Source organism: Gemmatimonadota bacterium (assembly GCA_026702745.1).
In the GTDB taxonomy this organism is placed as follows: Bacteria; JAAXHH01; JAAXHH01; order JAAXHH01; family JAAXHH01; genus JAAXHH01.
This window is the reverse complement of record JAPPBT010000101.1, coordinates 1-26,796: the sequence shown is the minus strand read 5'-3', so window position 1 is coordinate 26,796 and position 26,796 is coordinate 1. Positions and strand designations below refer to the sequence as shown.

At 62.9% G+C, this 26,796-nt stretch carries 20 protein-coding genes; 7 read left to right on the top strand and 13 right to left on the bottom strand.

The features are described from left to right. Positions 1–63: 63 nt before the first annotated feature. On the bottom strand, positions 64–1,470 hold the full coding sequence (locus tag OXH56_16135) for an aminotransferase class V-fold PLP-dependent enzyme (protein MCY3556840.1): 1,407 nt from the start codon (positions 1,468–1,470) through the stop codon (positions 64–66). A gap of 183 nt (positions 1,471–1,653) precedes the next feature. On the opposite strand from OXH56_16135, the gene OXH56_16130 reads away from it, so the two are divergent. From OXH56_16130 to OXH56_16110, 5 genes are read left to right on the top strand one after another with little or no spacing between them, the layout of a single operon-like run. Beyond that, positions 1,654–2,337, top strand: coding sequence for a class I SAM-dependent methyltransferase (locus tag OXH56_16130; GenBank protein MCY3556839.1), 684 nt, complete (start codon positions 1,654–1,656; stop codon positions 2,335–2,337). Further along, on the top strand, positions 2,334–3,119 hold the full coding sequence (locus OXH56_16125; GenBank protein ID MCY3556838.1) for a class I SAM-dependent methyltransferase: 786 nt from the start codon (positions 2,334–2,336) through the stop codon (positions 3,117–3,119). Before OXH56_16130 ends, OXH56_16125 begins: the two co-directional genes overlap by 4 nt. Before the next feature lie 9 nt (positions 3,120–3,128). Further along, on the top strand, positions 3,129–4,007 hold the full coding sequence (locus tag OXH56_16120; GenBank protein ID MCY3556837.1) for a GNAT family N-acetyltransferase: 879 nt from the start codon (positions 3,129–3,131) through the stop codon (positions 4,005–4,007). Between the two features lie 45 nt (positions 4,008–4,052). Next, complete coding sequence (locus tag OXH56_16115; protein ID MCY3556836.1) at positions 4,053–4,484, top strand: cupin domain-containing protein; 432 nt, start codon at positions 4,053–4,055, stop codon at positions 4,482–4,484. A 26-nt stretch (positions 4,485–4,510) separates the two neighbouring features. Further along, on the top strand, positions 4,511–5,347 hold the full coding sequence (locus OXH56_16110) for a phytanoyl-CoA dioxygenase family protein (GenBank protein MCY3556835.1): 837 nt from the start codon (positions 4,511–4,513) through the stop codon (positions 5,345–5,347). A gap of 24 nt (positions 5,348–5,371) precedes the next feature. Here OXH56_16110 and OXH56_16105 read toward each other — a convergent pair whose 3' ends face one another. The 6 genes from OXH56_16105 to OXH56_16080 form a co-directional block, all read right to left on the bottom strand. Further along, positions 5,372–6,226 carry a creatininase family protein gene (locus OXH56_16105; protein MCY3556834.1) on the bottom strand — a complete coding sequence of 285 codons (855 nt, stop codon included), beginning with the start codon at positions 6,224–6,226 and terminating at the stop codon, positions 5,372–5,374. A 39-nt stretch (positions 6,227–6,265) separates the two neighbouring features. Then, positions 6,266–7,513 carry a formimidoylglutamate deiminase gene (locus OXH56_16100; protein ID MCY3556833.1) on the bottom strand — a complete coding sequence of 416 codons (1,248 nt, stop codon included), beginning with the start codon at positions 7,511–7,513 and terminating at the stop codon, positions 6,266–6,268. After that, positions 7,510–8,784, bottom strand: coding sequence for an imidazolonepropionase (hutI, locus tag OXH56_16095; protein MCY3556832.1), 1,275 nt, complete (start codon positions 8,782–8,784; stop codon positions 7,510–7,512). The genes OXH56_16100 and hutI overlap by 4 nt, the downstream gene beginning before the upstream one ends. Before the next feature lie 85 nt (positions 8,785–8,869). Then, positions 8,870–10,489: a histidine ammonia-lyase gene (gene hutH, locus OXH56_16090; protein ID MCY3556831.1), complete on the bottom strand. Its 1,620-nt coding sequence runs from the start codon at positions 10,487–10,489 to the stop codon at positions 8,870–8,872. Between the two features lie 22 nt (positions 10,490–10,511). Next, a complete protein-coding gene (hutU, locus tag OXH56_16085; protein ID MCY3556830.1) occupies positions 10,512–12,197 on the bottom strand; it encodes a urocanate hydratase in 1,686 nt (561 codons plus the stop codon). Further along, positions 12,170–12,844 carry an RraA family protein gene (locus OXH56_16080; protein ID MCY3556829.1) on the bottom strand — a complete coding sequence of 225 codons (675 nt, stop codon included), beginning with the start codon at positions 12,842–12,844 and terminating at the stop codon, positions 12,170–12,172. The genes hutU and OXH56_16080 overlap by 28 nt, the downstream gene beginning before the upstream one ends. A 318-nt stretch (positions 12,845–13,162) precedes the next feature. On the opposite strand from OXH56_16080, the gene OXH56_16075 reads away from it, so the two are divergent. Continuing rightward, positions 13,163–13,720 carry a DUF2911 domain-containing protein gene (locus tag OXH56_16075; protein MCY3556828.1) on the top strand — a complete coding sequence of 186 codons (558 nt, stop codon included), beginning with the start codon at positions 13,163–13,165 and terminating at the stop codon, positions 13,718–13,720. 79 nt (positions 13,721–13,799) lie between these two features. Here OXH56_16075 and OXH56_16070 read toward each other — a convergent pair whose 3' ends face one another. The 6 genes from OXH56_16070 to OXH56_16045 are packed head-to-tail and all read right to left on the bottom strand — an operon-like array spanning position 13,800 to position 25,762. Beyond that, the gene (locus OXH56_16070; GenBank protein ID MCY3556827.1) at positions 13,800–14,858 is read right to left on the bottom strand and encodes an Ldh family oxidoreductase; all 1,059 of its coding nucleotides are present in this window, start codon (positions 14,856–14,858) and stop codon (positions 13,800–13,802) included. A gap of 18 nt (positions 14,859–14,876) precedes the next feature. Next, entirely contained in the window at positions 14,877–15,911 is a 1,035-nt protein-coding gene (locus OXH56_16065; GenBank protein ID MCY3556826.1) for a dehydrogenase, read from the bottom strand. Positions 15,912–15,958: 47 nt separating this feature from the next. Continuing rightward, positions 15,959–18,016, bottom strand: coding sequence for a peptide transporter (locus OXH56_16060; protein ID MCY3556825.1), 2,058 nt, complete (start codon positions 18,014–18,016; stop codon positions 15,959–15,961). A 4-nt stretch (positions 18,017–18,020) separates the two neighbouring features. After that, positions 18,021–19,178: an amidohydrolase/deacetylase family metallohydrolase gene (locus tag OXH56_16055; GenBank protein ID MCY3556824.1), complete on the bottom strand. Its 1,158-nt coding sequence runs from the start codon at positions 19,176–19,178 to the stop codon at positions 18,021–18,023. A gap of 19 nt (positions 19,179–19,197) precedes the next feature. Beyond that, positions 19,198–23,766 carry a M28 family peptidase gene (locus tag OXH56_16050; protein ID MCY3556823.1) on the bottom strand — a complete coding sequence of 1,523 codons (4,569 nt, stop codon included), beginning with the start codon at positions 23,764–23,766 and terminating at the stop codon, positions 19,198–19,200. 1 nt (position 23,767) lies between these two features. Next, on the bottom strand, positions 23,768–25,762 hold the full coding sequence (locus OXH56_16045) for a hypothetical protein (protein MCY3556822.1): 1,995 nt from the start codon (positions 25,760–25,762) through the stop codon (positions 23,768–23,770). Between the two features lie 236 nt (positions 25,763–25,998). Here OXH56_16045 and OXH56_16040 point away from each other — a divergent pair. Beyond that, positions 25,999–26,796: hypothetical protein (locus tag OXH56_16040; protein ID MCY3556821.1), on the top strand; the 798-nt coding region annotated here is incomplete at its 3' end.

The following is a 26,796-nucleotide window of genomic DNA, read 5'->3' as shown; positions in this document are numbered from 1 at the left end:
TCAAACATCGGGTGACGGACTGGCTGCCATTGGGTGACGGACTGCCGCCTCTCAGAGGAGATCCTACCTGCGCATTATACTCGGATCGAACGTGTACTCGCTGTACGGTTCCGGCAGGCCGTTGTCCGCCACCTCTTCCATCACGTCGCCGAAGTAATCAAGCTCAGACAGCGTGGTGTACAGATTCGGCGTGATACGAACCCACGTTCGACCGGTGTCCTCCCGGTCGTACCGGCCCCGGGATGTCCGAATCTGATGTTCATTCCAAAGGTAGTCTCGCATACCGGTCGGATCGGCCCCTTCGATACCGACCCCCGCAATACAGCAACTCATTTCGGGGGTCGTCGGGGTGTATAGCCGTATCCGGGGATGGCTTTGAAGCCGTTCCGCCCAGTAATTCTTCAGGTAACGAAGCCGTTCTTCCTTGCGCTTCGGTCCGATGGCGTTGTGAAAAGCGACGGCCTCGCCGATGGCGAGGAACGGCGGTAGAGGTTGGGTACCGACGGACTCGAATTTCTGCATGCTCGTCAGGGAGTTGAATCTGAGACTCATGGTCGGGCCGTACAGCGGCTCGATCTTCTCGACGTGCTCGCGCTTCATGTACAGCAAGCCGGTCCCTTTCGGCGCACTGAGCCATTTGTGCAGGCTCGCGCCGTAATAGTCGCAATCCAGGTCCGAGACCTTGAAATCCAGTTGGGCGACGGCATGGGCGCCGTCCACGACGACTTCGATCCCGTGCCGATGGGCCAGGTCGCAGATCTGCCGGACCGGGAACACCTGTCCGGTGGTGTACGTGATGTGGGACACCATGATCACGCGGGTCCTCGATGTAATGCCATCTTCGATGACCTTGACCAGGTCTTTCAGAGACCCGGCGGGATACGGTACGGGCACCTCGACCAGTTTGATCCCTTCCTTCTTCTCCCGATCCCGAACGACCCGCACCAGGGAAGGATAGTCATGGGTCGTCGTGAGGACTTCGTCACCCCGGTTCAGCGGGATGCCGTACAGGACCGTCTTGAGCGCTTCTGTGGTATTTCGTACGAGGGCGATTTCATCAGGGCTGCTCCCGAACTGCCGTGCCATGGACTTCTTCACGGTACTCATGCGGTCCCTGGCCATGTCAACGAACACCCCGTACGGGTTCTGTTCCTGTTCCCATATGTATCGAATGAACGCTTCGGTGACGACGCGGGGCGTAGGGCAGGCATAGCCGTTATCCAGGTTGATCAGGCTGCGGTCCACGGTGAATGCCCGCTTGACTTCGCGCCAGAGCCCTTCGTCACGGGCGGCCTCTTGCGGCGTGAGATCCGCGATTTCACTAACTGCGGCCTCGACGCCCCGGAAGGAATCGGGGCCGAGGAACGTGGCCAGTCCGGCCGTCACGCCCGCGGTTTTCAGGAAATGCCGCCGTTCCATGATATTCCGGCGTCCCGTGGGAAGGTCGATTGCATTGTTTTCCGATCTCATGACAAAACTCCTTTGATTCTCGGGGCTTCCGGCATCCTCAATCCAGCATCCTGGCTTCGGATCGGTGCTTGCGTAGGGAATGCATCCTTGACTGCGTAATAAACAGTTTTACACATTGGATTCCCAGGACATTCAAGACATCACACAACAACCTGTAGCTTCGACCTTAAAAGTGATGCATCCATGGACCCGCGCCTCCGCCAGAGCATGAACGCCTATTACAACGAACGGGCGGCCGAATTCGACGAGATCTACACACTGGGCAAGCCGCCCGGTTCGGTTACGGATCCGGAGTTGTACAAGGAAGAGGCCCGGTCCCTGGGGGATCTCGTTCGGGAACACTGTCGCGGCAGCGTCCTGGATATTCCCTGCGGAACGGGCTACTGGCTACAGTTTTACGCTACGAACTGTTCGGCGATCACGCTCGTGGACCAGTCGGAGAACATGCTCGAGGAGGGAAGAGAGAAGGCGCGCGCGCAAGGCGTCGAACCGAACACCAGGTTCGTGAAGGCCGACGCCCTCGATGTGTCGCTGGAAGACCGGTCCTTCGATTCCGTACTGGTGGGGTTCTTCCTCAGCCACGTCACCGACAGCCAGATAGACCGGTTCTTCCATAGCTTGCGAAACGCGCTGAAGCCGGGCGGACGCGTTGTCATCCTGGACTCCAGCTGGACGCGGTACCGCGGATCCAGGCCCAAGGAAGGCACCACGGTCCGCACGCTCAATGACGGGCGGCAATTCGAGATCTACAAGCGGTACTTCGAAGGGGCGGATTTCGTCCGGTTGTCGGAATCCTGCTTAATGGATTTCACCGTGCGATACGAGGGTAAGCTCTACCTCGGCGTCACGGGAACGGTGCGTGAATGAGCGATCAAATGCGCGCCCGACGACCAGCGCCGGATTTGCGCGATCGGGTACCGTCTCCGGATTCGTGCGATCGTCGACCAGCGCCGGATTCGCACAACCTGGCACCGGACAACCTGCATCGGGCGACCATCGAGTACTACAACCTGCGCCAGGTCCATGGCGACATGCCGCACAGGGTCCCTCGCGGCCCCGCGCCAGATCTGCCGGCCGAACAGGCCAGGATGGTCCGGGAATCGCAGGAAGCCATGCGCGGCCGGAAGGTGCTTGAGGTAGCGAGCGGCACGGGGTCGGCGACCCGGGAAATCGCAGAAACCGCAGTGTCTGTCACAGGGGTAGAGATCGCTCCAAACATGCTGGACCTGGCCGCAGAAAACGACAACCCGCCCAACGTCAGTTATCTGGCCGGCGACGCCTTCGAACTTGGATCCATTGCACCAGGCAAGCGTTTTGACGGCGGTTTCGCGGCGGGGTTTCTGCACACCTGCCCTGCTTCGAGGCATGCGGAGTTTCTGCATGGCTTCCACGCACGGCTCGAGGAGGGTTCTGTCGTGTTCATGCGGTCGTCCAGGCCGACAAGTCCCGATGCTGTAAGCCGGCTGTTCAGGATTGAGGGCCACGAGGACCAGTTCATGACGCGACAGTTGTCCGATGGTTCGGAATTCGTCATGGTCGAGAATGATCCAACGGAAGACGAACTGAGGCGCATATTCGAGCCCCTGTCGAAAAACCTCATGGTGCATATCGGCAACTACTGGTGGTGGATCCGATACGAGTTGTCCTGAGGCCGCGTCATGTACGACATCGTGCAACATGGCCACGCAAGGGAACTTCTGGCGCTGTCCGGTTCCCACCTGGAAAAACGCGAGAGCGAGAACAACCTGCCCCTGGGCCTGGCGTACACGCTGGCCGGAGATCCGTACTACTACGGCGACGAACCGCCGCTGCTCCTGAGCATTCTGGATAACGGCGATCCGGTGGGCGTAGCGGTCAGGTCGCCACCATACAGACTCGTCCTGAGCATACACGACACGGAAATCGATTGTGCCATGGACCGGCTTGTTCGGCACCTGAAAAACGGGAATGTACGGGTGCCGGGCGTAGTGGGACCGGAGGCTGAAGCCCGGAGCTTTTCCAGTCAGTGGATAAGGACTTTCCCGGGGTGTTCAGCGATACCGCGAAAACGGCTGCGGGTATTCGAGGCTCGAAGCGTGATCGACGTGCCGCTCGCCCCGGGCGGGCTGAGGCCGGCTGAAATGGCGGATCAACGACTGATGGCGAAGTGGGTCGCGGCATTCACGCGGGAAGCGGTCGGTGAGGAAAGCGGACCGGGGAAGGCGGAACGCAACGCTGAAAAGTACATCAAGGAGGGAAACCTGTACATCTGGGAGGACGATGGTCCGGTGTCGATCGCCAGGCAGTCGCGGGCCATGAGAAACGGTACGAATGTCACAATGGTTTACACTCCTGCCGCGTTACGTAACCGGGGATACGCGACTTCGTGCGTTTACGCGTTGACGAAGAAACTGCTTGCGGGCCGGTACAGTTTCTGTAGTCTGTTTACCGACCAGTCGAACCCAGCCTCCAACCACATCTATCAGAAAATCGGCTACGTGCCTCTGGGCGATACACTGGAGTTCGATTTCGAATACGGGGCAGGACCTTCCGAATAGAGTCTGGCTGTCCGTCGGCAACGGCAGAATAGGAGCGCTCATTACATGGCGAAGATCACCGAATTCAAGGGATACACCAGTGAAGATCAGGCCAAAATCCCCGACATTCCCAAACCGAAGACGCCACCGGATCCCATGATCGTCAACGCCCAGGACGGCGTGCCGGTCGTCTATCCGGGATGCAACGGTCTGGGGGTCAGAGTGGTGCATCCCGTCAATCCCAACGCCCCCGCGGAGAACATGGGGCTGGTGCTGTTTTACGTGCCGCCCCATGTCATTCTTGAACCAGGTTCGCATCCCACCGAAGAAACCTATGTCATCCTCGAGGGATCGGGGGAAATGACCTTCGCGAATTACAAACGTGACGTGAAAAAGGGCGACTTCGTCTATCTGCCGCCCTGGTGTCTGCACGGTATAGAAAACACCGGTACCGAAACCCTGGTCGTACTCATCTGCACCTCTCCTCCCAATCCGTAGGCTCAAGGAGCCAAGGAGCGCAGGTTATGGGCTACAAATTGACTGAGCAGCAACTCGCTTTCTTCGATACGTTCGGTTACCTGGGATTCCCGGGTCTGCTGGATGATCGCATCGACGAAATCATCAACGATTTCGAGGAGGTCTGGGCAGGCCGTGGAGGCGGGCACGACGGACGGCCGCATGACGGTAAGCAACGGTCCTGCATCGTACCTTTCATCGACCAGCATGACCGGTTATCCTCGCTGCTGGACGACGAACGGATCCGGGGGATAGCGACCAGTCTTCTGGGCGACGATTTCAATTACATGGGCAGCGACGGTAACTACTATGCCGGCGATACGAGGTGGCACTCCGATGGATGGCATCCCGAAATCCTGCATATCAAGATCGCCTTCTACCTGGATACGCTAACGCGGGACACCGGCTGCCTGCGGGTCATTCCCGGCAGCCACAAGCGGGATGATGTCTATGCGGACGCCTTGCAGAAAAACGTAGGCGAGAGTTCGTCGTTGTGGGATACGGATCCGCGGGACGTGCCGGCGATGGCGCTGGAGACCCGGCCAGGCGATATCGTCTGCTTCAACCATAATACCAAGCACGCCTCGTTCGGCGGCGGTGGGCGGCGGCGGATGTTCACCATGAACCTGTGCCAGCGCTATCCCGAGCGTCTCGTCCCGGAACTGCGCGATTACATCAGCGGCGCTTCCCGCTTCTGGCTGGACGAAGCGTACGGTCCGGCGATGCTGCGAACCGCTACGCCCGACCGTTTGCGTCACCTCGAGCAGGTCATGGCCAACGACGATCATCTGCCGGAACTGAGCCGCCAGGCCAGGGAAACCATGAGCGAGCCGTCGCGGGGCTGAGTGTGGGTTGTTGCTCGCAATCCCCTAGGTCATCTTCCACTTCGTATTCGGCACATCCCCGTGCTGCACGCGCCGCGCCAGTATGGGGGTCCCGCGCAATTCCCGGACGAGCTCGATCACGCCGTTGATGGCGGCCTCCAGGAACTTCTCTCCCTTCTCTTTCGTCGCTTTTGTGGCGTCTCCCATGACCCCGCTGGGAGAAATCGAACTCCAGTAGGGTACCAGGCGGGCGTCGGAAGCATCGGGATGTCCGCCGGACAGGAGGTCCGTCTTGAAACTGTCGGGAAGCGGGCTCCGGTTGTCCACGGCCTTGTCCATCTCGACCAGGTCGGGCTTCAGGACGAGGTAGAGCGACGTCTCGTATTCCCCGCCGTGAGACGTCCCGCCGTAGTCCGAATCGCGGAGCGCATTACCCGTCTTCCGGGCCTGCCTCAGTCCCCAGTGGTTCGCACTGGCGCAAAGAACACGTCCCTCATAGTCGAGCACGGTGAGACGGGCGGCCAGATCCAGGGGCGAGGTGTTGCTCCCGTGGCCATTGATGATCAGGATGCGCTTGAAACCGTGATAGGCCAGACTGCAGCACACATCCCGGACGTAGTTGATGAAGGTGTCCCACCGGATGGTGATCGTCCCGTGGAAATCCATGTGATGAGGACTGTAGCCGTGGGTCACCGGCGGGGCGAGGACGACCTCTTCCGGGATGCGGGCCGCGGCGCGCCGGCAGATCTCCGTCGCCAGGACCACGTCGACGTCCACCGGCAGGTGCGGTCCGTGGTCTTCATAAGTCGCCACCGGCAGGAGGGCGACCCGGTCCTGGGCCGCGGCATCCCTGACCTCGTTCCAGATCATCTCCGCGTAGTCATACTTGACCGATGCCATCAGGGGCTCCTTTCGTTTCGTTCGCCCATCTTTCTTTATTTAAATTAACTCCAGTTTACGCAGCGATTTGCGGTACAGTTCCAAGGTCTCGTCGTATTGGGCGTGACAGCCCTCGGCAATGATCTGCCGTCCCGCGACGACGACGGATTTCACCGCCCTCGGCGTGGCACCGAAGAGGATCGCATCGGATGCGAGATCCCCGTCGACGGCGGCGATGGACGGGTCGTCGGGGTTCAGGTGCACATGGTCTTCCCGCCACGATGCCTCAAGACCACAGGCCGCATAGCCTTGTCTCGTGGCCGCGTCCAGCAGCACGGGTGCTTCCGCCGCGGCGTGTCGTACTTCTCGGCGGGACCGTTCGTCGAGTTCCACGGCCCTCGCTTCTTCGAAGGCGTTCTCGCAGGCGTGGCTGTCCACTCCGACGCAGAGGCGCGCGCCGGCGTCTAGCAGTCCGGACGTGGGCGGGAGTCCGTCGCCGAGATCCCGTTCTGTAGTACGGCAAATACACACGAAAGCGTGGTTTTCGCCCAGTGCGGAGACTTCCGCGTCCTCCAGGTGCGTGGCATGCACGGCCACGAAACGCGGGGACAACACGCCTTCATTGGAAAGCAGCGCCACGGGCGTCGTCCCGTGCTCCGCCCTGCATTCCTCCAGTTCGCCGCGTTGTTCGCTGACGTGCATGTGGAAGGGAATATCGTGCTCGTCCGCGTACGCGGCCAGCGTCCGAATCCCGGATATCGGCACCGCCCGAACACTATGAACGGCCGCGGCCACGGCCACGTGAGGATCGTCTGCGTAACGCGTTCGCAGGTCATCGAGGTCTTGCGTCACGAGATCGATCGACGGGTCGATGAATCGCTCCTGCGCGGGTACCGCGGACTGCCGGTAACCGGCCCGCAAGTAGGCAGTGCGTATCAGGCAGATACGGATGCCGACGTCCCTGGCCGCGCGAATCACGGCGTCCGCCAATTCGGTGCGTTCCGCATAGGGACGCCCACCAGGACCATGATGCACGTAATGGAACTCGCCGACGGCCGTGACACCTGACATCGCCAGCTCGGTGTAGGCAAAACGGGAAATCGCGTACAGGTCGTCCGGACCGAGCCCTTCGACCAACCGGTACATCTCGTCCCGCCAGCCCCGGAAGGTGCCCGCCCGTGTCGCGCGCCGCTGGGTCCGCCCGCGGAGGGCGCGCTGGAAAGCATGGGAATGGGCCGTGGCCAGGCCGGGCATGATCCAGCGGCCGGCTTCGAAACGAATTGCTGGCGCGTCGTTCCTTGGGTTCATGGGCTCATTACCCGCCCCCGCTTGATTACGGTCTGCACCGGATTTCCACCGAAAAAGTAGGGGATATGCCGATAATCTCCTGCCTTCAATACGAGGATATCGGCCCGTTTGCCGACTTCGATAGAACCCGCCTCCTCTCCTTCGCCGATTGCGTGGGCCGCGTTTATGGTGGACGCGTTCAACGCTTCCGCGGGGGTAAGCCGCTGGTACCTGCAGGCGATGGCCATGACCGCGGGCATGGATGGGCAGGGCGCGGAACCGGGATTCAGGTCGGTGGCGAGGGCCACGGCGGCGCCTGCGTCCATCATCGCCCGGGCGTCGGCATAGTCCGTCATGCCCAGGTTGAAGTTGACGGCCGGAAGCGGTACGGCGATGGTGTCGGATCCCCCGAGCATTTCGATTTCAACATGACCCGTCACGTCGAGATGATCGACCGAAACGGCGCCGAGTTCCAGGGCCATGGAAACGCCGCCGAAACTATTGAACTGGTCCACGTGCATCTTCGCCTTGAAACCGATTTCGATCCCGGCCTCCAGCACGCGGCGGGACTGCTCGAGATCGAAGGCGTGGTCTTCGCAGAACACGTCGACATACATGGGAACCCCCCGCTCCGCGAATCGGGAGGTACGATACCAGGCCGCCGCTTCGGGCAGGATCTCGTCGACTACGCACCGCGTGTACGCTTCGGCATCCCCATCGAATTCGTGAGGGACGGCGTGGGCGCCCAGGAACGTGGGGACGATATCGCAGGGATGGTCGCGGTCGAGCCCTTCAATGACCCGGAGCATCTTCAGCTCGTCCGAAGCACTCAGGCCGTAACCGGTCTTGATCTCCACGGTCGTGGTGCCCAGTGCCAGCATTTCGTCGAGCCGGGCCGTGGCGGAGCGCGCGAGTTCGTCCACGGATGCCGCCCGCGTATGCCGGACGGTACTGACGATACCCCCGCCGGCCGCCATGATTTCCAGGTACGAAGCGCCCTTGATCCGCAGTTCGAACTCCGCCGCGCGGTCTCCGCCGAAGATCGTGTGGGTATGGGCGTCCACGAAACCGGGGCAGATGGACCGGCCGGTACAGTCGATCACACGTTCGGACGTAAAGGTACCGTCCAGTTGCGTGGTCGGCCCGACCGCCACGATCCGCCCGTCTTTGACTACCACGGCGCCGCGCTCGATCACGACGGCCTCCGCCATGGCTTTCCCGCGCTTCGGGCCACGGGACGCGCAGGTCACGACCTGCTCCGCGTTGTGGAGGTACAGATCGACGGTTTCCATGTTACCCATCTATGAACTGGCGGTGATCGTCGAATCGGATTCTACGGTCTTGCCGGGACGCGCTCGACCCATGGGGATGAATGGATCAGTCCAACGTCGGTCCGGGTATCTCCACCTTCTCTCCGACCGCGGCGACTACATCGCCCTTCGCGACAAGTTCTCGTATGGTCTCAAAAAGTGGAGAGAGCGGGACGTCGCGGTCGAGGAAGGGGACGTGCCGGCGAATCAACCGGTATGCCAGGTCGGTACCGGCGCCCAGCGCTTCCGGGGTGATTCCGGGTTCCCTGCATCTGAAATCGATGGCCTGGGCCGCGGCGATCAACTCGATGGCGACGATGGTCTCCACGTTCTCCACCACCTGAAGCGTGTGGTGCACCGACGCCGCGCCCATGCTTACGTGATCTTCCGTGTTTGCGCCGCTCGGAATGGAGTCGGCGCTGGCCGGATGGGCCAGCACCTTGTTCTCCGACGCCAGGGCCGCCGCCGTGTACTGGGCGAGCATCAGGCCACTTTCCAGTCCGCCGTGGTCCGTTAAGAACATGGGCAAAATGCCCTCGTTGGAATCGGCATCCACCAGCCGCGCCGAGCGCCGCTCGCTCATGTTGCCCATGTCCGCGAGCGCCAGTTTCATGCTGTCCATGGCGACGGCGATGGGTTCGCCGTGGAAATTGCCCGCGCTGATGACTTCCGCGTCGGCGGGATCGTCGCTGGCGAAGACCAGCGGATTGTCGTTCGCGGCGTTCAGTTCGATGCCCACCACCCACCGGGCGTAGTCGATCGTGTCCCGGACCGTGCCGTGTACCTGGGGGACGCAGCGCAGGGTATAGGGATCCTGGACGTTGCCCGGATTGTCGGAACGCAGCAGCCGGCTGCCGTTCAGGATGTCCCGCAGGAAGCCCGCGCAGGCGATCTGCCGGGGGTGGGGCCGTATGGCGTGCACCCGCGCGTCGTAGGCGCGGTCGGTGCCTGCCAGCGCCTCCAGGGTCATGGCAGCGGCGATGTCCGCCGTAAGGGCGAGATGGGTCGCCCGGTGGACCAGCAAGGCGCCGAGTCCGGCCATGAGCGTGGTGCCGTTCGTCAGCGCCAGGCCTTCCTTGGCACCCAGGGTTACGGGCCGGAGGCCGGCCTCCCGCAGCGCGGATGCGCCGTCGAGCCGACGGGACCGGTACATGGCTTCGCCTTCGCCGATGAGCACCAGGGACATGTGCGCCAGGGTCGCCAGGTCCCCGCTTGCGCCGAGAGAACCTCGTCCGGGAATGCAGGGATGCACGCCCGCGTTCAACATGTCCGCCATCAGTTGTACGACTTCAGTGCGAATCCCCGAATAGCCCATGGCGAGCGTATTTGCCCGGATGACCAGCATGGCCCGCACGGTCTCCTCGTCCAGTTCCGGTCCGGCTCCCGCCGCGTGACTCCTGATCAGGTTCAACTGCAGTTCGGCGACCTGGTCCGCCGAGATCAGCTTGTCCTTGAACCGACCGAACCCCGTGGTGATGCCGTAGGCGATCCGTCCTTCCGCGACCAGCCGGTCCACGACCTCCCGGGACCGTTCCATGCGGGGAAGGGCATCTGGGTGTATGGCGACGGTTCGGCCCCGCGAGACGGCGACCACGTCGTCTATGGTGAGATCGTGGCCGGTGAGGGCCAGGGGGTCCGTGTGGGCCTGGGGATCCGTGAGGGCCTCGGGGGCCCGGGAATCAGCCATATCCGACCATCGCTTCCGATGTTCAGTCCATCATGGGGATCTTGACGCCGCGGGATCTCGCCACGGCCAGCGCTTCTTCGTAGCCGGCGTCCACGTGCCGGGCCACGCCCATCCCCGGGTCGTTGGTGAGCACGCGCTCCAGGCGCGCGGCTGCCTCGGGCGTGCCGTCGGCGACGATGACCTGCCCGGCGTGGAGGCTGTATCCGATGCCCACGCCGCCGCCGTGGTGGTAGCTCACCCAGGTCGCGCCGCTCGCCGTGTTGATCAATGCGTTCAGTACGGGCCAGTCCGCGATGGCGTCCGATCCGTCCTTCATGGCCTCGGTCTCGCGGTTCGGGCTGGCAACGGAACCGCTGTCGAGGTGGTCGCGACCGATGACGATGGGCGCGGTGACCTCGCCCGAAGCGACCAGCTCGTTGAATCTCAGTCCCGCCCGGGCTCTTTCTCCGTATCCCAGCCAGCAGATTCGGGCCGGAAGCCCCTGGAATTCCACGTGCCGCCGGGCCATGGTGATCCAGCGGAACAGGTGATCGTCCTCCGGAAACAGCTCGAGAATGGCCTGGTCCGTCCGGTAGATGTCCTCGGGATCTCCCGAGAGGGCGACCCAGCGGAAGGGACCCTTGCCTTCGCAGAACAGGGGACGGATGTAGGCCGGGACGAAACCGGGATAGTCGAAGGCCTGCTCCACCCCGTTGTCATAGGCCCGCTGCCGCAGGTTGTTGCCGTAGTCGAAGACCACAGCGCCCTTCCGCTGCCACGCGAGCATGGCCTGGACATGGACGGTCATGGAAGCGAGGGAACGCTCCTGGTAGGCGTCCGGATCGCACTCGCGCAACCGGCGCGCTTCTTCAGGCGACAGCCCGGCGGGAATGTACCCGTAGAGCGGATCGTGAGCCGCGGTCTGGTCCGTGACCACGTCGGGCACGATACCCCGGTCAAGCAGTTCGGGAAGGACCTCGGCGGCGTTTCCGATCAGGGCGATCGACCGGGCTTCGCCCGCGGCCAGCGCCTCATCCACCCAACTCAACGCAAGATCGAGGTTCTCCGCCACGGTGTCCACCTGGCGAAGCTCCAGGCGACGACGCGCGCGCCACGGATCCACCTCCACCAGCAGGCCCACGCCGCCGTTCATGGTGATGGCCAACGCCTGGGCGCCGCCCATCTCGCCCAGGCCGGCCGTAACCACGAGCTTTCCCGACAGGCTGCCCCAACCGTGTTTACGAGCGAGCGCGCCGAAGGTCTCGTAAGTACCCTGCAGGATGCCCTGCGTGCCGATGTAGATCCAGCTGCCGGCCGTCATCTGGCCGTACATCGTCAGGCCCTCGCGCTCCCAGGCGTCGAAATTCTCCTGCGTCGCCCAGGCCGGCACCATGTTCGAATTGGCGATCAGGACGCGCGGCGTGTCCTCGTGGGTGCGAAACACCGCCACAGGCTTGCCCGACTGCACCATGAGGGTCTCGTCGGGTTCTAGGTTCCGCAATGCGTTCAGGATGGCTTCAAGGGCTTCCCGGTTCCGGGCGGCCTTGCCCCTGCCGCCGTATACGACTAGGTTTTCGGGATCGAAGGCGACCTGCGGATCCAGGTTGTTCTGGATCATGCGGTAGGCCGCTTCGATGAGCCAATTTTTGCAATTCAGCTCGGTGCCCGTTGGTGATTTCACGATCTGGTCCAATAGGCGGCTTACGCCTGCGATTCCCGGTTCTTCCATTTTTCGTAGGTGAATTCGGGACTGTTGATCATGTCGAAGTGGGACCGTTCCCAGGTCCTGATCTCATTCGCCTTTCTCAGGGTGTCTTCCGCGATGTCGAGCGGGATCTTCACCACGCCGTCCACGTCGGCGAGCAACAGGTCGCCGGTCTGCACAAGCAACTGTCCGGCCACAAGCGGCCGGCCTACGGCCCGCACGTTGAAGGGGCCGTGGCCGGATACCGTACCGAGGCCCCATATAGGCAGACCCGCTGCCCGGATGCCCTCGAGATCACGGACACAGCCTTCGACCACGGCGCCGACTACGCCGAGCTTCCTGTGGATATGCGCCATGCCGTCGCCGAAGAGGGCGGCGCGCTTCGGACGGGTGTCGACGTCCTTCATTACCGCGATCATGGGACCCGGCGTCTCGTCCAGCACGTCGTAGTAGTCGGACCAGCTCATATTGGCCGGTGTGGCGTCCAGCGGGGTGACCTCGGAAGTCACGGCGTACCCGATCACGGCGCCGAATTCAGGCGTCAGGTACTGAATCTCCGGTCCGGTGTAATCGTCATTCGAAACGCCCTGCACTTTCTCCACGGCGTTGTAAACCGTGGCCGAGTCGAATCCGGCCAGACCGTTCAATACGGCATCGTCTACACGGGTCATCCCAGTAGCTCCTTTAAATTGAAGAATTACAGTTATCGGACGTATATAGAATCGTCGCAGCAGGAAGGGGTTGTTGAACGTAGAGCCCCACGGGCTAAAATCGACCGGGAAGAACCAGAAATCAAGGGAAATACACCGCCGGCCTACCGTCTCCCGAGGCTGGCCGCGGCATGCGTGTCGACTTTGCCCTGGTCCGTTTCCCGGGCAACGTCGGGTCGATGCAAATCCGTTGACAGCAACGTTGATTCTTGTCATTTTTTGGTCCGTACGACCTGCTTCAAAGGATGTCGGAACAAGTACCGTTTTCAGGAGGTTTTTATGCTTCGCATTACCCGTATGATCGGCGGCCTGGTCCTTGCCATGGCCCTTACTTCCCTGGGCGGGATCGCCGATGCCCAGACGACGATGCCCGCAGGCGGTGAAGGATCGGACCCCGGCCGGGGCATGGCGGAAGTCACGCTGTCGGGAGGCAAGGTATCCATCGATTACGGCCGTCCCGAAATGAAGGGCAGGGACATGCTCGCCATGGCGCCGGCGGGATTCGTCTGGCGATTCGGCAGCAACAAATCCACGACCTTCACGTCGGAAGCCGACCTGATGTTCGGTGATCAGACCCTGGCCATGGGTTCCTACAGCGCATGGATCAAGCACGTGGAAGGCGATTCGTGGTCGCTCATCTTCAACAGTGAGGTGGGGATCTGGGGCGCACCGGGCGCCAGCCGGGAGAACGACGTGCTGGAAGTACCGCTGAGTTACAGCACGGGCGACGAATCGGTGGAGCGGCTCACCGTGGAGCTCAAGGATTCGGATGGGAAGGGAAAGCTGTCCGTTTCGTGGGGAACCCACCGGCTCAAGGGCAGTTTCGCCGCCAAGTAGTTTCCGCCGCTATCCAGTAAGAAGGTTTTATGGGGCAGGAGAGCGATTCTCCTGCCCCTATTCATTTATATACGCGGACTTACCAGTGCTCGGGGTCCAGGCCGACCCGCGTCCCGGCTTCCTTCATCTGCTGCCAGGTGGTGTCGTCGATGCTGATCCCTTCCTGACGTCGCTTCGCCGCCAGTCGGAACTCCGGTTCGCCCGGTATGAGGATCTCGTCGAATCCCGGTGCTGTACGGCTGGCTTTCACGTGGCGGATCATTCCTTCGACTTCCTCGTAGTACCAGTCCAGATCGGTAAAGAAAGAGATATCGTAAACGGTGAAGAGCACCCCGTTGCTCGATACGGTCTGCTCGCCCTGCGCGCATCCCTGTCCGCTCAGCGTGCCGCCCAGGATCTCTACGAGCAGCCCCAGGCTGTAGCCCTTGTGGGCGACGATGCCGCCCATGGGCAGGATGGCGCCGTTGGGCGGCGGGCCCTTGATCACGGTCGGGTCCGTGGTGGGATTTCCTTCGTGGTCGATCAACCAGCCCTCGGGAACCCGAACGCCCTTGTTCGCGGCGACACGCACCTTGCCTTCTGCGACGACGGAAGTGGTCAGGTCTACCATGACGGGGTCGTCGTTCCTGCGGGGGGCCGAGAAAGCAATGGGATTGGTGCTGATGCGTCCGTCGATACCGCCGAAGGGCGGGATCTGGCGTCCGAACCGGCCCGCGTTGACGAAGGCCAGTCCGATCAGGCCCTCCCGGGCCGCCATGAGCGGATAAGCGCCCACGCGCCCCACGTGGCTGGTGCGCCTTAGCGAAACCGTGGCCGTGCCGTGCGCTCTCGCCTTCTTCATGGCCAGTTGCATGGCGACGGTTCCGCCCACCTGGCCGAGCGCGCCTCCGTTGTCCACCACGGCCGTACAAGGACTCTCCATCAGGATTCGCACGTCCGCTCTGGCCTTGAACCGGCCCTCGTCCTTGATGGCCTTGACGTATTCCGGGATCCGGATGGCGCCGTGAGAATCGTGGCCGAAGAGATTGGAATCCACGAGGTGGTCCACCACGCTGCGGGCATCGTCCGCCGTACAGCCGGCTGCCTCCATCACCTCACAGCCGATTCGATGCAGTTTCTCTGGGGAAATTACTGGCATTGTCTTCCTTTCCTGGTCTTATCCGTTGAACTTTTCCAGTTTCCTCCTCAAGCCGGGCCGTTCGAGTACTTCCCGGTTGACCACGTAGGGAGGCTCTTCTCCACGGGAGACGGCCAGGGCCGCCTTCATGCAGTCGTGTCCGATATCGCGAAACAACTCGTAGGTCCAGCACGAAGCGTGAGGCGCCAGGATGACATTTGGCAGGGACAGCAGGGGATCGTCGGCGTCTGGCGGTTCCTGCTCGAATACGTCAATGGCCGCGCCTGCGATCCAGCCTTCCTGCAACGCCTGCTCCAGTGCTTTCTGGTCTACGATGGCGCCACGCGCCGTGTTGACGAGGTAGGCGTCCTCCCGCATCATGCGCAGCTCACGCGCACCGATCAGGTACCGGGTGTGATCGTTCAACGGACAATGAATGGTGACGAAAGTGCTTCGTTTGAGCAGTGTCTCCCGGTCCACCAGCGTAACGCCCAGTTGTGCGGCCTCATCCGCGGTCACGACGGGGTCGGAGACGAGGATCTCCGATGGTTCGAAGGGCGCCAGCATGCGCGACACCTCGCGGCCGATCATTCCCATGCCGATCAGGCCGACCACGCGGCCCCGGATCTCGCATCCCATGTGATCGAAACGTATGTCCCAGTCGTCGTTCCGCACGATGGCGTCCTTGATCGTCACCCGGTGACACAGACCGAGCATGAGGGCCATCGTGGCGCTGGCCACCGGCCTGCGCGTGGCCTCCGGCGTGATCGTCACCATGACGTCCGCCTCCGTCGCGGCGTCCATATCGATCATGTCGTAGCCCACGCCCGTCCGGGCGATGAGCGCCAGGCGCTCGCTCCCGGCAAAGGAGTCTTGCGTGTAGGGCTGGCCCATGGAGATCACCGCGTCGAAATCCTCGAGCTGATCCGGGGTGACGGGCCACCGGTCCTCTTCCAGGAAGGCATGGAAGAGCCCGGCTTCGTCCAGCAGGTCGACGCCGAAATTGTCGAACACGACCCCGCCGTCGGGACCCCGCAGGTCGGCGACCAGGGCTACGCGGAAATCATCGGACATAAACAGTCCGTTCCCTCTTTACATTCGTCAGCACAGGATCCGGGACGTCAGAACAGGATCTGGGACGTGGACTTGGCGATCAGCACCAGGGAGACAGCCGCCATGCCGATGAGTCCCAGGCCGCACCCGTACCCGGCCAGGATCACCGGCGCGTAGGCGCGCCACCTTTTCTCTCCGTACCGCCGCCCGAAATAGAACCGGCCCAGCATCGCTCCGATGAACGTGGGCAGCGTGTAGTGTATCCAGGCACCGGTGCCCAGTCCCGCGACCAGGCCATAGAATAGCAACGGCGGCGCCTTGAGCAGGCTCAGGACCCCGTACAGGGCCACCGTGAACCCCATCCCGGCGCCGATGTATTCCCACTTGATGAGTTGCCCGATCACATCCGATCCGCCCGGCAGGGTCGACTTGATCCAGATCGTTTCCATCGTCGCCTGCAGCGGCCACATCTTCTCGACGAAGGGATAGGCCGCGGACGGTATGGGCGCCAGTTTCCAGATCAGGGCGTAGAACAGGAAACTGAACACAATGAGCAGCAACAGGCTCAATATATACAGTTTGACCAGGCTTGGGAATCGCGTTCGGGTGAGTTCCAACTGCCGGAAGGTCGCGACCACCCCGCTGTGATCGAAGAGCGGAACCGGCGCGAACCAGATGGCCACGCCCTTGTAGCCCGACAGGTAGAAGGAGCCCTCCCTCGCGTAGGGGAAGGACGATCCGTAAGGCGAGCCCGTGAGGCCGATCATGCGCGCGCCGATGTAGGAGAAGAAGGGCGTCCACAGGAACCCGAAAACCACGGAGATCCATACCGGGAACGTGGGTTCGAGGTAGTAGACCAGAGCGATGAAGCACAGGGTAGACAACGCCCAGAGCGCGATGGGTATGGGCAGCCTGAAATCACCCCGTTCCGGCGGCGGCCGGCGGGGTCCCTGGACGCCCGACGTGCCGTCCGGGTCTCGTTTCAGGGCGCGGGCGAAGGCCACCAGGCCGATCAGGCCGATGACCAGCGAAGTGCCGATGGAAGAGAAACTAAGCCAGAAATCGATGGTGTTGTTAATGGAAGTGGGGATGGTGCTCATCCCCGGCGCCCAGCTGTGCAACAGGCCGAAATGGTAGAGAGCCGGATTGGCGATGAAGGTGACCACGAAGGAACTGATGAAGGTGCCGACCACGATCCAGAAGGGCAGGACGAAACCCACCAGGAGCGTGGCCATGTCCGTGCCGATGCCGATAGGCGACGCGGGCAATACGTCCCGGACCCGCGGCGTGAAGTCCGCGAAGGGAATGGGGAAGACCTCGACGCCCTTGGTCAGCACCACGCCCGATACCGTCGGGACGACCACGTAGAGTATGCCCCAGCCCAGGCCGATCATGGCGCCGACGGTAAACAGGCGCCAGCGCCAGGTCTCCTCGCCCGCCGACGATTCCGCCAGCGCGGTGGCGCCGGCCGCCTGCACGGGCGCCAGGGGAAAGGGCAGGCGCTCGGTGTCGGCCGTGATGCGGAAGAGCACGTATCCCAGCGAAAGGGCGTTGACCAGGCCGAGGATGGACACGAGGACGGCCAGCAGGATGGGCTCCATCCACTCCATGGAGAAGAGGGTCCGGGTGATCAGGGAGTCGGAACCCCTGGGCGGCGATACCCACTGGGGCAGAAGCTGGGCCAGGCCGTCCGCCTGGGGGGACTGGATCAGATATTGGAACCAGATCATCTTGGCAAAAGGCGCGCCGTGCACCGACGATCCGGCCGCCATGCCGCTGGCGCCCAGGCCCGTCGCCGCCAACCCGGCGGCAAGCCAGTAGAGGATGATGGCTTCCTGGGGCTTCAGCTTGATGAACAGGCGCTTCCCGATCTCGATGAACATGATGATGGTGACCCATTCCGCGGCGCCCGCGAAACTCTTTCCGGTCACCAGTTCCAGGTAGATCGCCCCGGGCAGCATGACCAGCCCGACGAAGAAGGCGGCCCAGATGATCCGGCTGCTGAACCCGTCCTCGTAGGGCAGGCTGTCCGGCACGATCTGCCACTGGTCGTCCTGTCCGGCGGTCGTCGCGGCCTGGTCGCGCTGCTCCCGCTGTTCCTGCTGTTCCCGGCTGGTGTCACTCATTCGCTCACTCGGTCCTTATGTAGTCGCCCGCCTTGTCCCAGTCCGGCCGCGTCAGGCCGTTCAGATCCCAGACCACCTCGCCGCCCCGCACCGTCAGCAGGCACCTCAGCCGGCGGTCGCCGCGCATGCGCGCATGGCCCGAGTCCACGAAACCGAACTCTCCGTATTCCAGTTCCAGCACGGCGACGTCCGCCTCCGCGCCGATGCTCAGCGTACCCAGTTCGGGGCGCCGGATGGCCCGGGCGGGGTTTCGCGTGGAGCGCATGATCACGTCCTCCAGGGTCATCCCCATGTTCAGGCATTTCGACATGGTCGTGTTCATGCTCGCGTTCGGCATCAGGGCGCTGTACTTGTGGAGGTCCGTGCTGATGGTATCCGGCAGAAAGCCCTGCTCGATGGCCGGCACGGCGATGCGGAACCAGAAGCTGCCGCCGCCGTGGCCCAGGTCGAACAGGATGCCCTTGTCCCGGGCTTCCCGGACGTAGTCGTTCACCCGGCCGTTTTCGTCCAGCAGGGGTATGTGCTGCGCGTAGAGGTGCGTGTGTATGTCGCCGGGGCTCAACTTCTTCAGCAGCAGGTCCCGGTAGCTCCGGGTCGGCTTCGGCGCAAAATCGATCATGGCGATGGTGCCGCTTCGGCGGGCCGCCTCGACGGCGCCGTCCACCGCCTCCCAGCCCGGTCCGCCGAAATGGGCGGTCTTGGACCCGACGACGTGCTCCGGGTACCGGGCGATCATGTCCCCGCAGGGTACCGGGTCCATCTCCGAAACGTCCTGCTCCACGGCGCCTTCCATGCCGGCGCCCACGATGTTGATCAGCGCCAGGACCCGGGTTGTGGAATCCGCGATGACCGTGTCCTTGAAGTCTTCGAACTTCTTCCAGCCCGCGCCCCCGGTATCCAGCACCGTGGTCACCCCGTTGGGGAGCACGTGGGCGTCCGGGAATACCCATCCCCGGTAACCGCCGTAGGCATGCATGTGGATGTCGATCAACCCGGGCGTGACGTAATGGCCGTGGACGCGGGCGACCTTTCGGCCGTGTTCCGCCGGGATGTCGTGCTCCACCGCCGCGATCAGGCCGCCGTCGACGGCGACGTCCCGGCTTCCGCTGATGCCGTTCTCCGGATCGATGACGTGGCCGCCTTTGATGATCAAATCGTACATCGCCGCTCCTCTCCGCAGGTTACAGGGCCGTGTGGCGATCGAAGGCTTTGATATCCCGGTACCGCGCCTTTATGGGCTCTGCCAGGGTCCGCCATACCAGAAACCGCTTCCTCAGTACGGTAAAGAACCGCCGGTTGATCGTCTGCCACTGCGCCAGGTCTCCGCTGCGGCGATGGATCACGATCAGGATGCGGTACAGTCTCTCGTGGAGCACAGGCTCCAGTTCAAGCCGCACGTCCTGGCTGATGGCGAGGTCATAGGGCGCCAGCCAGACGGTGGACGCCACGTGATACGTGTCGAAGGTATCGCCCGGTATCGCGTCGAGCGTGGTCCCCTCGGCGACGAAGTCCTCCGCCGAACTGTCTTCATGGGTCTGGAAGATGTGGTTCAGGTAACCCGACAGCGGCAACGCTTCGGGGACGGTCACCGTGAACGGGAACTCGAAGCACCAGTCGTCTTCGTCGGGCGGCGGGGGCGACCAGCGCCGCGTCACGTCCTCCACCGTCATGTCCGCGGCCTTCTTCGCCGGGTAGAGGGTGGAGAGGAAGACGATGGCCATGACGACCATCGTGGCGTATACGGTCGACAGGGAGGAATAGTTGAGCGACATGCCGCCCAGCAGGTCCCATTGCGAAAGCCCCATGGTGATGATTTGTCCGGCCAGGTAACCGAATACGGCCCCGAGGGTCGCGAATACGGCGGCTTCGGCAATGAACAGGGCCGCCACGTGGTTCGGCGCCAGGCCCACCGCGCTGTACACGCCGATTTCCCGGAACCGTTCGAACACGGCGCCCATCATGGTGTTCAACACCAGGAACGCCGCGATGAGCACCGGGATGATCAGGTTGGCCAGGCCCGAGACCGAAGTGGCGCCCAGGGAACTGTACACCCTTACTTCGTCTTCCATGCCGACGAACACGGCCAGGAGGACCCGGGACATGAAGGCCTCCACGGAATCGCGAAGCTGTTCGCCGCCTGAGAACCCCGCGATGGCCACGGACCGCGTGGACCCGTTCAGGTCGAGTGTCTGCCGGTAGGGCAGGACGAGCACGTTGCGGGACGGCAGGTGTTCGGAGGCCTGGATGGTGGACATGAACACTTCGATGTCCATTTCGGTCAGGGAACGGGTCATGGAGAAGCTGGCGGGCATGATGCTCTCGTCGTCCATGTCCCGGTAGGCGTCGAACCCATCGGAATCGAGCAGGCCGATCACGGTATAGCGTCCCCCGAGGATCTCCACTTCCGCCGTACCTACGTCCTCCGGCCCCACGTTCAACCGCTCGGCCAGTTCCGTGGGCAGGAGGCAGACCGACCTTTCGTCCGGGGCGAACCATCGTCCGCCCGGCACCAGGAAGCGGTCCAGGCCGGTGACGGCCGGTTCGCCGGCGTGCAGTCCCAGGACGGATTGTACCGTGGTGGCGGTCCCTTTGCCCGGCACGCGCAGATCGATGTAGGGACTGGTCATGTCCTCCGGCTCGTACCAGGACCGGGGCACCACGTCCGCCTGGCCTTCGAAGGCGTTCTCCACGTAGGGCAGGAAGGACGTGGGCAGGGAGTGCCACGACAGGCTGCGCATGAGGACACCGTCGTACGGCGGGGTGTTCTCGCGGTCCAGCGTATAGAACTGGATGCCGGTCCGGAAGGAAGTGAAGGACAACACGGTGAAGGTCAGCAGGGTCAGGGTGACCGCGGTCAGCGCCGTGCGCATCTTCCGCTTGCGCAGGTTCGATATCCCCAGGGATATGGCCACGGCCGTGGCGCTCAGCCGGCCGATGTCCGCCTCGTGGAGGCCGGCCGCCGACCGGGTCAGGTTCTTCATCTCGGTGTCGAACCGGGTTACGATCATGGTGATGATGATCAGTGCCATGGCCAGGATGATGAAGGCGAGAAAGACCATGTACGGCGTCAGGCTGAGTTGAAAGGCGGGGTGCACGTTCTGCAGCAGCAGGAAGACCGCCGCGAAGATGACGCCCACCGAGGCCAGCCGCTTCCGTATGTCCGTGAAACCGAAGAAAAGCCGTTCGAGGAAGAAACAGAAAGGGACCAGCAGCATGAAGTAGAACACAATGCCGTCCACCGTGTCGTCCGCGGCGTACCGCACGTCGGGATAGGCCCGTGCCTCGTAGCCCCAGGCCTCCCTCGACTGTGCGGCGAAGGCGTCGTAACGGCGGTTTTCCAGGGCCTCCCGGGCGGCCCGCAATGCCTGGGTGCTTTCCTCGTGCAGTTGGGCGGCCCGGGCGTTGGTCACGCCGTGGTCCTCCAGTTTCATCAGGCGGGCCCGGTTGAGCGACCACAGGTCCAGGGCGCTCTGGTAGAAGGGGTAGAGGATCAGGCCATGGTCCGCCGTGAATCCCCGTCCCTGGGCCAGGGCCATGGCGTCGTCCGAGATACTTTCCGGTGGTTCGTCGAGCCACGATTCGGGCGTGTTGGTCAGCAGGTACTTGACGCCCCGGGGACCCGAGCTCATGAACATCTTGACCCGGTCTTCGGGCCTGGCGAAGACCACCGCGGCGTTGGTCATCCAGTTGCCGAAGAAGCTCTGATCCTCCACGAAGGCCGCGCCGTACTTGCGCAACGGACTGTTGTCCCGGCCGAGTACGGTCAGGTTGTCGAGGGCGACGAAGACGCCGGGGTCCACGATATCGAAGAGGTTGATCTCCTCGCAGGGGAAAAGGACCTGTATGGTATTGTTCACCTTTGCGGCGTTCGGCACCGCGAGGGGAAAGGTGGCGTTGCCCTCTTCACCCAGGTCCGGGGCGTACACGATCCGGCCGTCGGCGCCCAGGCCGTAGCTGCGAAGTTCCGTCGGTCCCCGGGGGAACCGGACCATTGAATGCCGGAAATGCCCCAGCGAGTCGGCGTGGGTGACCATGAATCCCCGCACGCCGCTGTGGCTCGTATAGCCAGGCTCGTAGACGACCAGGGCGTCGGAGACCGGGGTATTGGGCTTGAAGAAATCGACCGTGCGGTCGAATTCGAGGACCCGGCCCTCGATGTCGCGGCCCTCGTCCTTGAGCCGTATAGACTCGTCTACGTCGAAGGCCTCGGGATCGGACAGCATGGCGGGCAGCAAGGTGCCCAGCGTCCGGATCTGCCGGACCAGGTTGGGGAAATCGACGTACTCGATCCGGTCCTTCGGGGTATCGATAAGGAGCCGGTTGTCGTTCACTGTGGCGAAGGTCATGCCGTGGAGCCCGGCGAGCGTGACCATCTCGTGGTCGAAGGCGGGACCGGCGGGCATGAAGCTTTCCTGCGACCGGAGCGGGTGCGTCAGCGTGTTGAGGTAGGCCGTCCGGCTGTCCGCTTCATCGTGGACCCCGGCCTTGCGCGCGTAATTCAGGTACCGGTCCGCATAGGGTTCGTACAGAATCTCCAGATTCGAGGTGAAGAAGATGAAATCGCCGTAGCTGAACAGGCCGACCTGGTCCGCCCTGCTGGTGAGGTCCAGGCCCAGGAACAGGTCGAAGGGGATCCGGTCCTCCTCGGGAATCCGTTCCAGGAAGAACTCGTCTTTCCTCTGGTGACGGTCCAGGAAGTCGTTTACGCCCTGCAGCCCGTGGAAATGGGCGGACGTGGCCAGGAACAGTACCGTGTATCCCGGCGGATGGGCCCGAAGCACGTCCATCAGTTCCAGCATGGCGGCGACGCCCCCCGCGCTCTCGGCACCCGGCGCCAGTCCGGGTACGACCGACATGGCGTCGTAGAAGGCCGACAGCACGACGACCCGGTCTTTCCATTTCTCCGTACCGTCGCTCCCCGGCAGCGGCTCGTCCTTGCCCGGTATCCACCCCATGACGTTCCAGGTCTCGGCCCGTTCCCATGACATGCGTCCCCGTATTGTCACTTCGACCTCGCCGGACCGCGCGGCCGCCAGGACCGCAGCGGCATGGGGGTCCGGGACCCAGAAGCGCGGCACGTCGGCGGGCACGTCCAGGATCTTGCGCTGGGCCTGGTTGTTGGTCACGGAACCGGGGCCGCTGTCGTAGAAAAGTATGGCCTGCGCACCGAGCATCCGCGCGTTGAGGTACTGGTCGCGCCCGTCGAAATCGACCAGGACGATACTCCCCTCGATCTCCTTCCCGTTGAAGGCCTGGAACTCGCCCCGCCGGCCGTAGTGCAGGGGTCCCCGGATCCCGTCGGTAAAGGAATTCAGCCGGACCAGGTTGGGCCAGAACTGGTACACCGGCATTTCCGTTTCCACGGAGTCGTGCACGGTCAGCGTGAAACCGTGGTCGACGGGCGAGGATACGGTGAAGGTGTCGACGGAGACGTCTGAAAGGCCGCCGGCATGAAAGGCATCGACCACGTACTCCATGGCCGCCCGGTTTCCTGGATAACCGACGACGCGGGACGGGTTTTCGCTCATCGCCCGGACATGGGCCTCCACGCGTTCCGGGGTGACGATTTCGGAGACCTCTTCCCAGGTCACCGGCGCCTCTTCGAGGGGCCTGGGCGGTACGTCTTCCGGAAGGGAGACGATCCTCAGGATCACGTGCTCCGTCACCCAGGCCGGGCCGGCGACGGCCACGGCGAGGAACAACAGGACGCCCACGGCGAGGAAGAAGTAACCGAATATCCGCGAATACACGTCAGTCTATCCCGTAGATATGATGGCCCGCGTGGGGAAACCAAACGTAGTCGACGAACATGGAGATGACCACGCCGGTGACCACGCCGAAGATCAGGCCCAGGAAGAAGGGCTGTCCCTTCCGGTACAGTTCGATGCCGCCAACCCACATCATGATGCTCTTGATGACCCAGCACACGAACATGGACGAGACGATCGCCCGGGCGGGCCAGGAGTAGGAAAGAAAGAATCCGAGGGGATGCAGCGGCCAGCCCGGCAGCCGGGCTCTCAGCGTCATGAGCAGAAACATGAGCGCACCGCCCACCAGGAAGAACATCAGCCGCGACGTGTCCGGTCCGAAGGGATCCCGCATCTTGGTAAGCGTTTCAGTGTAAGGGATGGTCGATCCGATTCGGCCGAACCACCAGCCATTGGTGAACTGGCGCGTACCCTGGTCGAATCCCATGTAGATCGTCCATACCAGTGAGATCACCACGCCGATCACCGCGGCGGCCAGGATCGACCAGCCCAGGCCGCGCTGCCAGCGCGCACCGATCTCGGACAGCTTGGCAGCCTGCATGAAGGCGGGCATGAAGGTCGACTTGATCTCGCTGACGGGTCCGTAGGTCTGGGCCATGGCCGTCATGGTGGACATGGACAGGTTGGCCGACCCGACCGAATAGAACACGAGCACCTGGGCGATCATGGGCGAACGCACGTAGGGCAGCCCGGCCTCGGCGATGATGCGGGACACGCCGATGTAGATGATGAATACGCCGGCGAGGAGGAACACGGCGATGGGCACGCTCATGCCCAGCTGGTTCAGCCAGACCACCCCATAGACGAAACCCCCGATGAATCCGAAGACTGCGACCCGGTAGGGCAGCATTTCCTGTGAGTCGTCCAGGTCCGACCTGCGGCCGAAGGCCTGGGAGCACACGGCGCGGATGTGAAACCGCGCCCGCCAGAGCCCCCATCCCACGAACAGGATGAACGCGCCCATGTTCTGCCAGTCCAGCATGGGGTGGATCGACGTGTAATTGTCCCGTCCCGGGATGTCGTACCCGATCCGGTGAGCGATGCCCACCTGGATGATCCCGATCATGTAGAACACCCAGAAACCGGCGAGGACGTCCAGGTTGACGAAATAGGAAATTCCAAGTATGGCGGGGCGGAAGTTGATTTCCAGCGGGGGGAACCCCTCGCCGAATACGATGGGCGGCGCCGACCCGAAATAGGGGAACTGGGGTACAACCGGGGTGAAGTACCCTACGATGTTGTACATCATCACGCAGAACGGGATGGAAAAGCCGATCCAGAAACGCTTCTCCGAGAGAAAGGCCGGGACGCGGCTCGGCGATTCCATGCCGCGGGTGAAGGCGAGGGGGATCTGCATCATGGGGAAGACGAGCTTCTCGTGTTCGACCCACTGACGCCTGAGGATGACCACGAGACACAGGCCCATGAAGATGATCGGGACGATGAAGGTCAGCCACCAGAACAGCGGAATGCCCCACACGCTCCAGGGAATGGACGCGCCGGGCGGGATGCCGTCCACCAGCCACGTGAGCGCGTTGCCCTGGTTCGTGACGGTCGCCCAGGGCTTCAGGTACGGGTAGAAGTACTCGGCCCACTGGTTCTCGGGCGTCGCCAGCAGGTAGGGGGCCATCAGCGTGGAGATGAACGGGGCGCCCATGCCGTTGGTCGTCAGCCCCGATGCCGCCATGCCCATGACCAGAGGGATGACGAACTCGTGGGGCGTGAGGGCCCAGTCCTTCTTCCACCTGGCCAGCACCACGTTGAATACGACCAGGTACGCAAAGGCCAGAAACAGCGCGCCGATGTGGAGATGATCCGCGCCCAGCTGGGACGAGGCCATGGTGTACTGGAAATAGGGGACGATGAGGGAAATCAGGACGACGCTCGTCAGGCCCAGGAGAATGGATCGCGGCGTAATGATCCGGGTCGCGGTCGCACGGACAGCCGAGGCGGAAACACTTTGCTGTACTGAGGCCATGGAGTGGGCGGAAAATGTAGTGGGCGGAGTACGGCTTTCGCGTTTTTCAGCAATGGGTTGTATCAAAAAACGGGTCCAGCATATGTAAGGTCGCGCACGGGATAAGTCAAAGAAAAACGCCTTTCGCCGAAGCCCTTCAACCCCGTTGCATTCGCCGTTTTAGTGGTTGACACCCCAGTGGTTTACCGGGATATTTCCATACCTTGGATGTGCGCGATTCATACGAGGAATGCACCGTGAAGGCCGAAACCAGAGCCGCCCTAGACCGCTTCCTGAACAGGTATATCGCCTTCATCTGCCGCCATCCGGCAAAGGTCCTGTTGTTCGCGCTGCTTTCCGCCTCGCTTTCCGTCCATTTCGCCTTCAGGCTTCAGCTGAAAACCGACTTCGTCGAACTGCTCCCCGAAGGCTACCGGAGCGTCGACGACATACACCGGCTCACGGAGCGCGTCGGCGGCATCGGCAACCTGACCGTCGTCATAGAGACGGAAGACCTGGCCGCCGCCCAGCGGTACGCCGACGACCTCGCCGGCCGGCTCCGGTCCGATCTCCCGGAAGGATATGTCCGTTACATCGAGTACAGGGTGGACGACGAAAAGCGGTTCTACGAAAACCACAAGTACCTGTACGCCGACCTGGAAGACCTGGAAGAGATCCAGAGCCGGCTGAGCCGGCAGATCCTGAAGACGAAACTGGAACAGAATCCCCTTTTCGTTTCCGAGGAAGACCTCGGCCTGGAGACGGAAGACGAACCGTTCACCGTGAGCGACCTGGAGGAGAAGTACGAGAAACAGGCGTCGGAGAAGCTGGACAAGTGGGTCGACGGGTACTTCACCGGACACGACGAGCAGGGGCAGTTTCTCGTCATGGTGCTGAAACCCTTCGGGTCGTCGACCGGCGTGTCCTTCTCGCGAGACCTGTGCGAACGGGTCCTGGCCATCGCGGAAGGCCTGGAACCCACGTCCTACCACCCGTCGCTGAAGGTCGGGCTCACCGGCAAGTACCGCCTGATCCTGGACCAGTACGAGTCCGTC

Bases quoted from the DNA above. Each gene is read 5' to 3' on its own strand.
- OXH56_16135 (MCY3556840.1), bottom strand. From the start codon at position 1,470: ATGAGATCGGAAAACAATGCAATCGACCTTCCCACGGGACGCCGGAAT.
- OXH56_16125 (MCY3556838.1), top strand. From the start codon at position 2,334: ATGAGCGATCAAATGCGCGCCCGACGACCAGCGCCGGATTTGCGCGAT.
- OXH56_16070 (MCY3556827.1), bottom strand. From the start codon at position 14,858: ATGCCAGTAATTTCCCCAGAGAAACTGCATCGAATCGGCTGTGAGGTG.
- OXH56_16060 (MCY3556825.1), bottom strand. From the start codon at position 18,016: ATGAGTGACACCAGCCGGGAACAGCAGGAACAGCGGGAGCAGCGCGAC.
- hutU (MCY3556830.1), bottom strand. From the start codon at position 12,197: ATGGAAGAACCGGGAATCGCAGGCGTAAGCCGCCTATTGGACCAGATC.
- OXH56_16055 (MCY3556824.1), bottom strand. From the start codon at position 19,178: ATGTACGATTTGATCATCAAAGGCGGCCACGTCATCGATCCGGAGAAC.
- OXH56_16045 (MCY3556822.1), bottom strand. From the start codon at position 25,762: ATGGCCTCAGTACAGCAAAGTGTTTCCGCCTCGGCTGTCCGTGCGACC.
- OXH56_16115 (MCY3556836.1), top strand. From the start codon at position 4,053: ATGGCGAAGATCACCGAATTCAAGGGATACACCAGTGAAGATCAGGCC.
- hutI (MCY3556832.1), bottom strand. From the start codon at position 8,784: ATGGAAACCGTCGATCTGTACCTCCACAACGCGGAGCAGGTCGTGACC.
- OXH56_16100 (MCY3556833.1), bottom strand. From the start codon at position 7,513: ATGAACCCAAGGAACGACGCGCCAGCAATTCGTTTCGAAGCCGGCCGC.
- OXH56_16080 (MCY3556829.1), bottom strand. From the start codon at position 12,844: ATGACCCGTGTAGACGATGCCGTATTGAACGGTCTGGCCGGATTCGAC.
- OXH56_16120 (MCY3556837.1), top strand. From the start codon at position 3,129: ATGTACGACATCGTGCAACATGGCCACGCAAGGGAACTTCTGGCGCTG.
- OXH56_16065 (MCY3556826.1), bottom strand. From the start codon at position 15,911: ATGTCCGATGATTTCCGCGTAGCCCTGGTCGCCGACCTGCGGGGTCCC.
- OXH56_16105 (MCY3556834.1), bottom strand. From the start codon at position 6,226: ATGGCATCGGTCAAGTATGACTACGCGGAGATGATCTGGAACGAGGTC.
- OXH56_16110 (MCY3556835.1), top strand. From the start codon at position 4,511: ATGGGCTACAAATTGACTGAGCAGCAACTCGCTTTCTTCGATACGTTC.
- OXH56_16075 (MCY3556828.1), top strand. From the start codon at position 13,163: ATGCTTCGCATTACCCGTATGATCGGCGGCCTGGTCCTTGCCATGGCC.
- hutH (MCY3556831.1), bottom strand. From the start codon at position 10,489: ATGGCTGATTCCCGGGCCCCCGAGGCCCTCACGGATCCCCAGGCCCAC.
- OXH56_16130 (MCY3556839.1), top strand. From the start codon at position 1,654: ATGGACCCGCGCCTCCGCCAGAGCATGAACGCCTATTACAACGAACGG.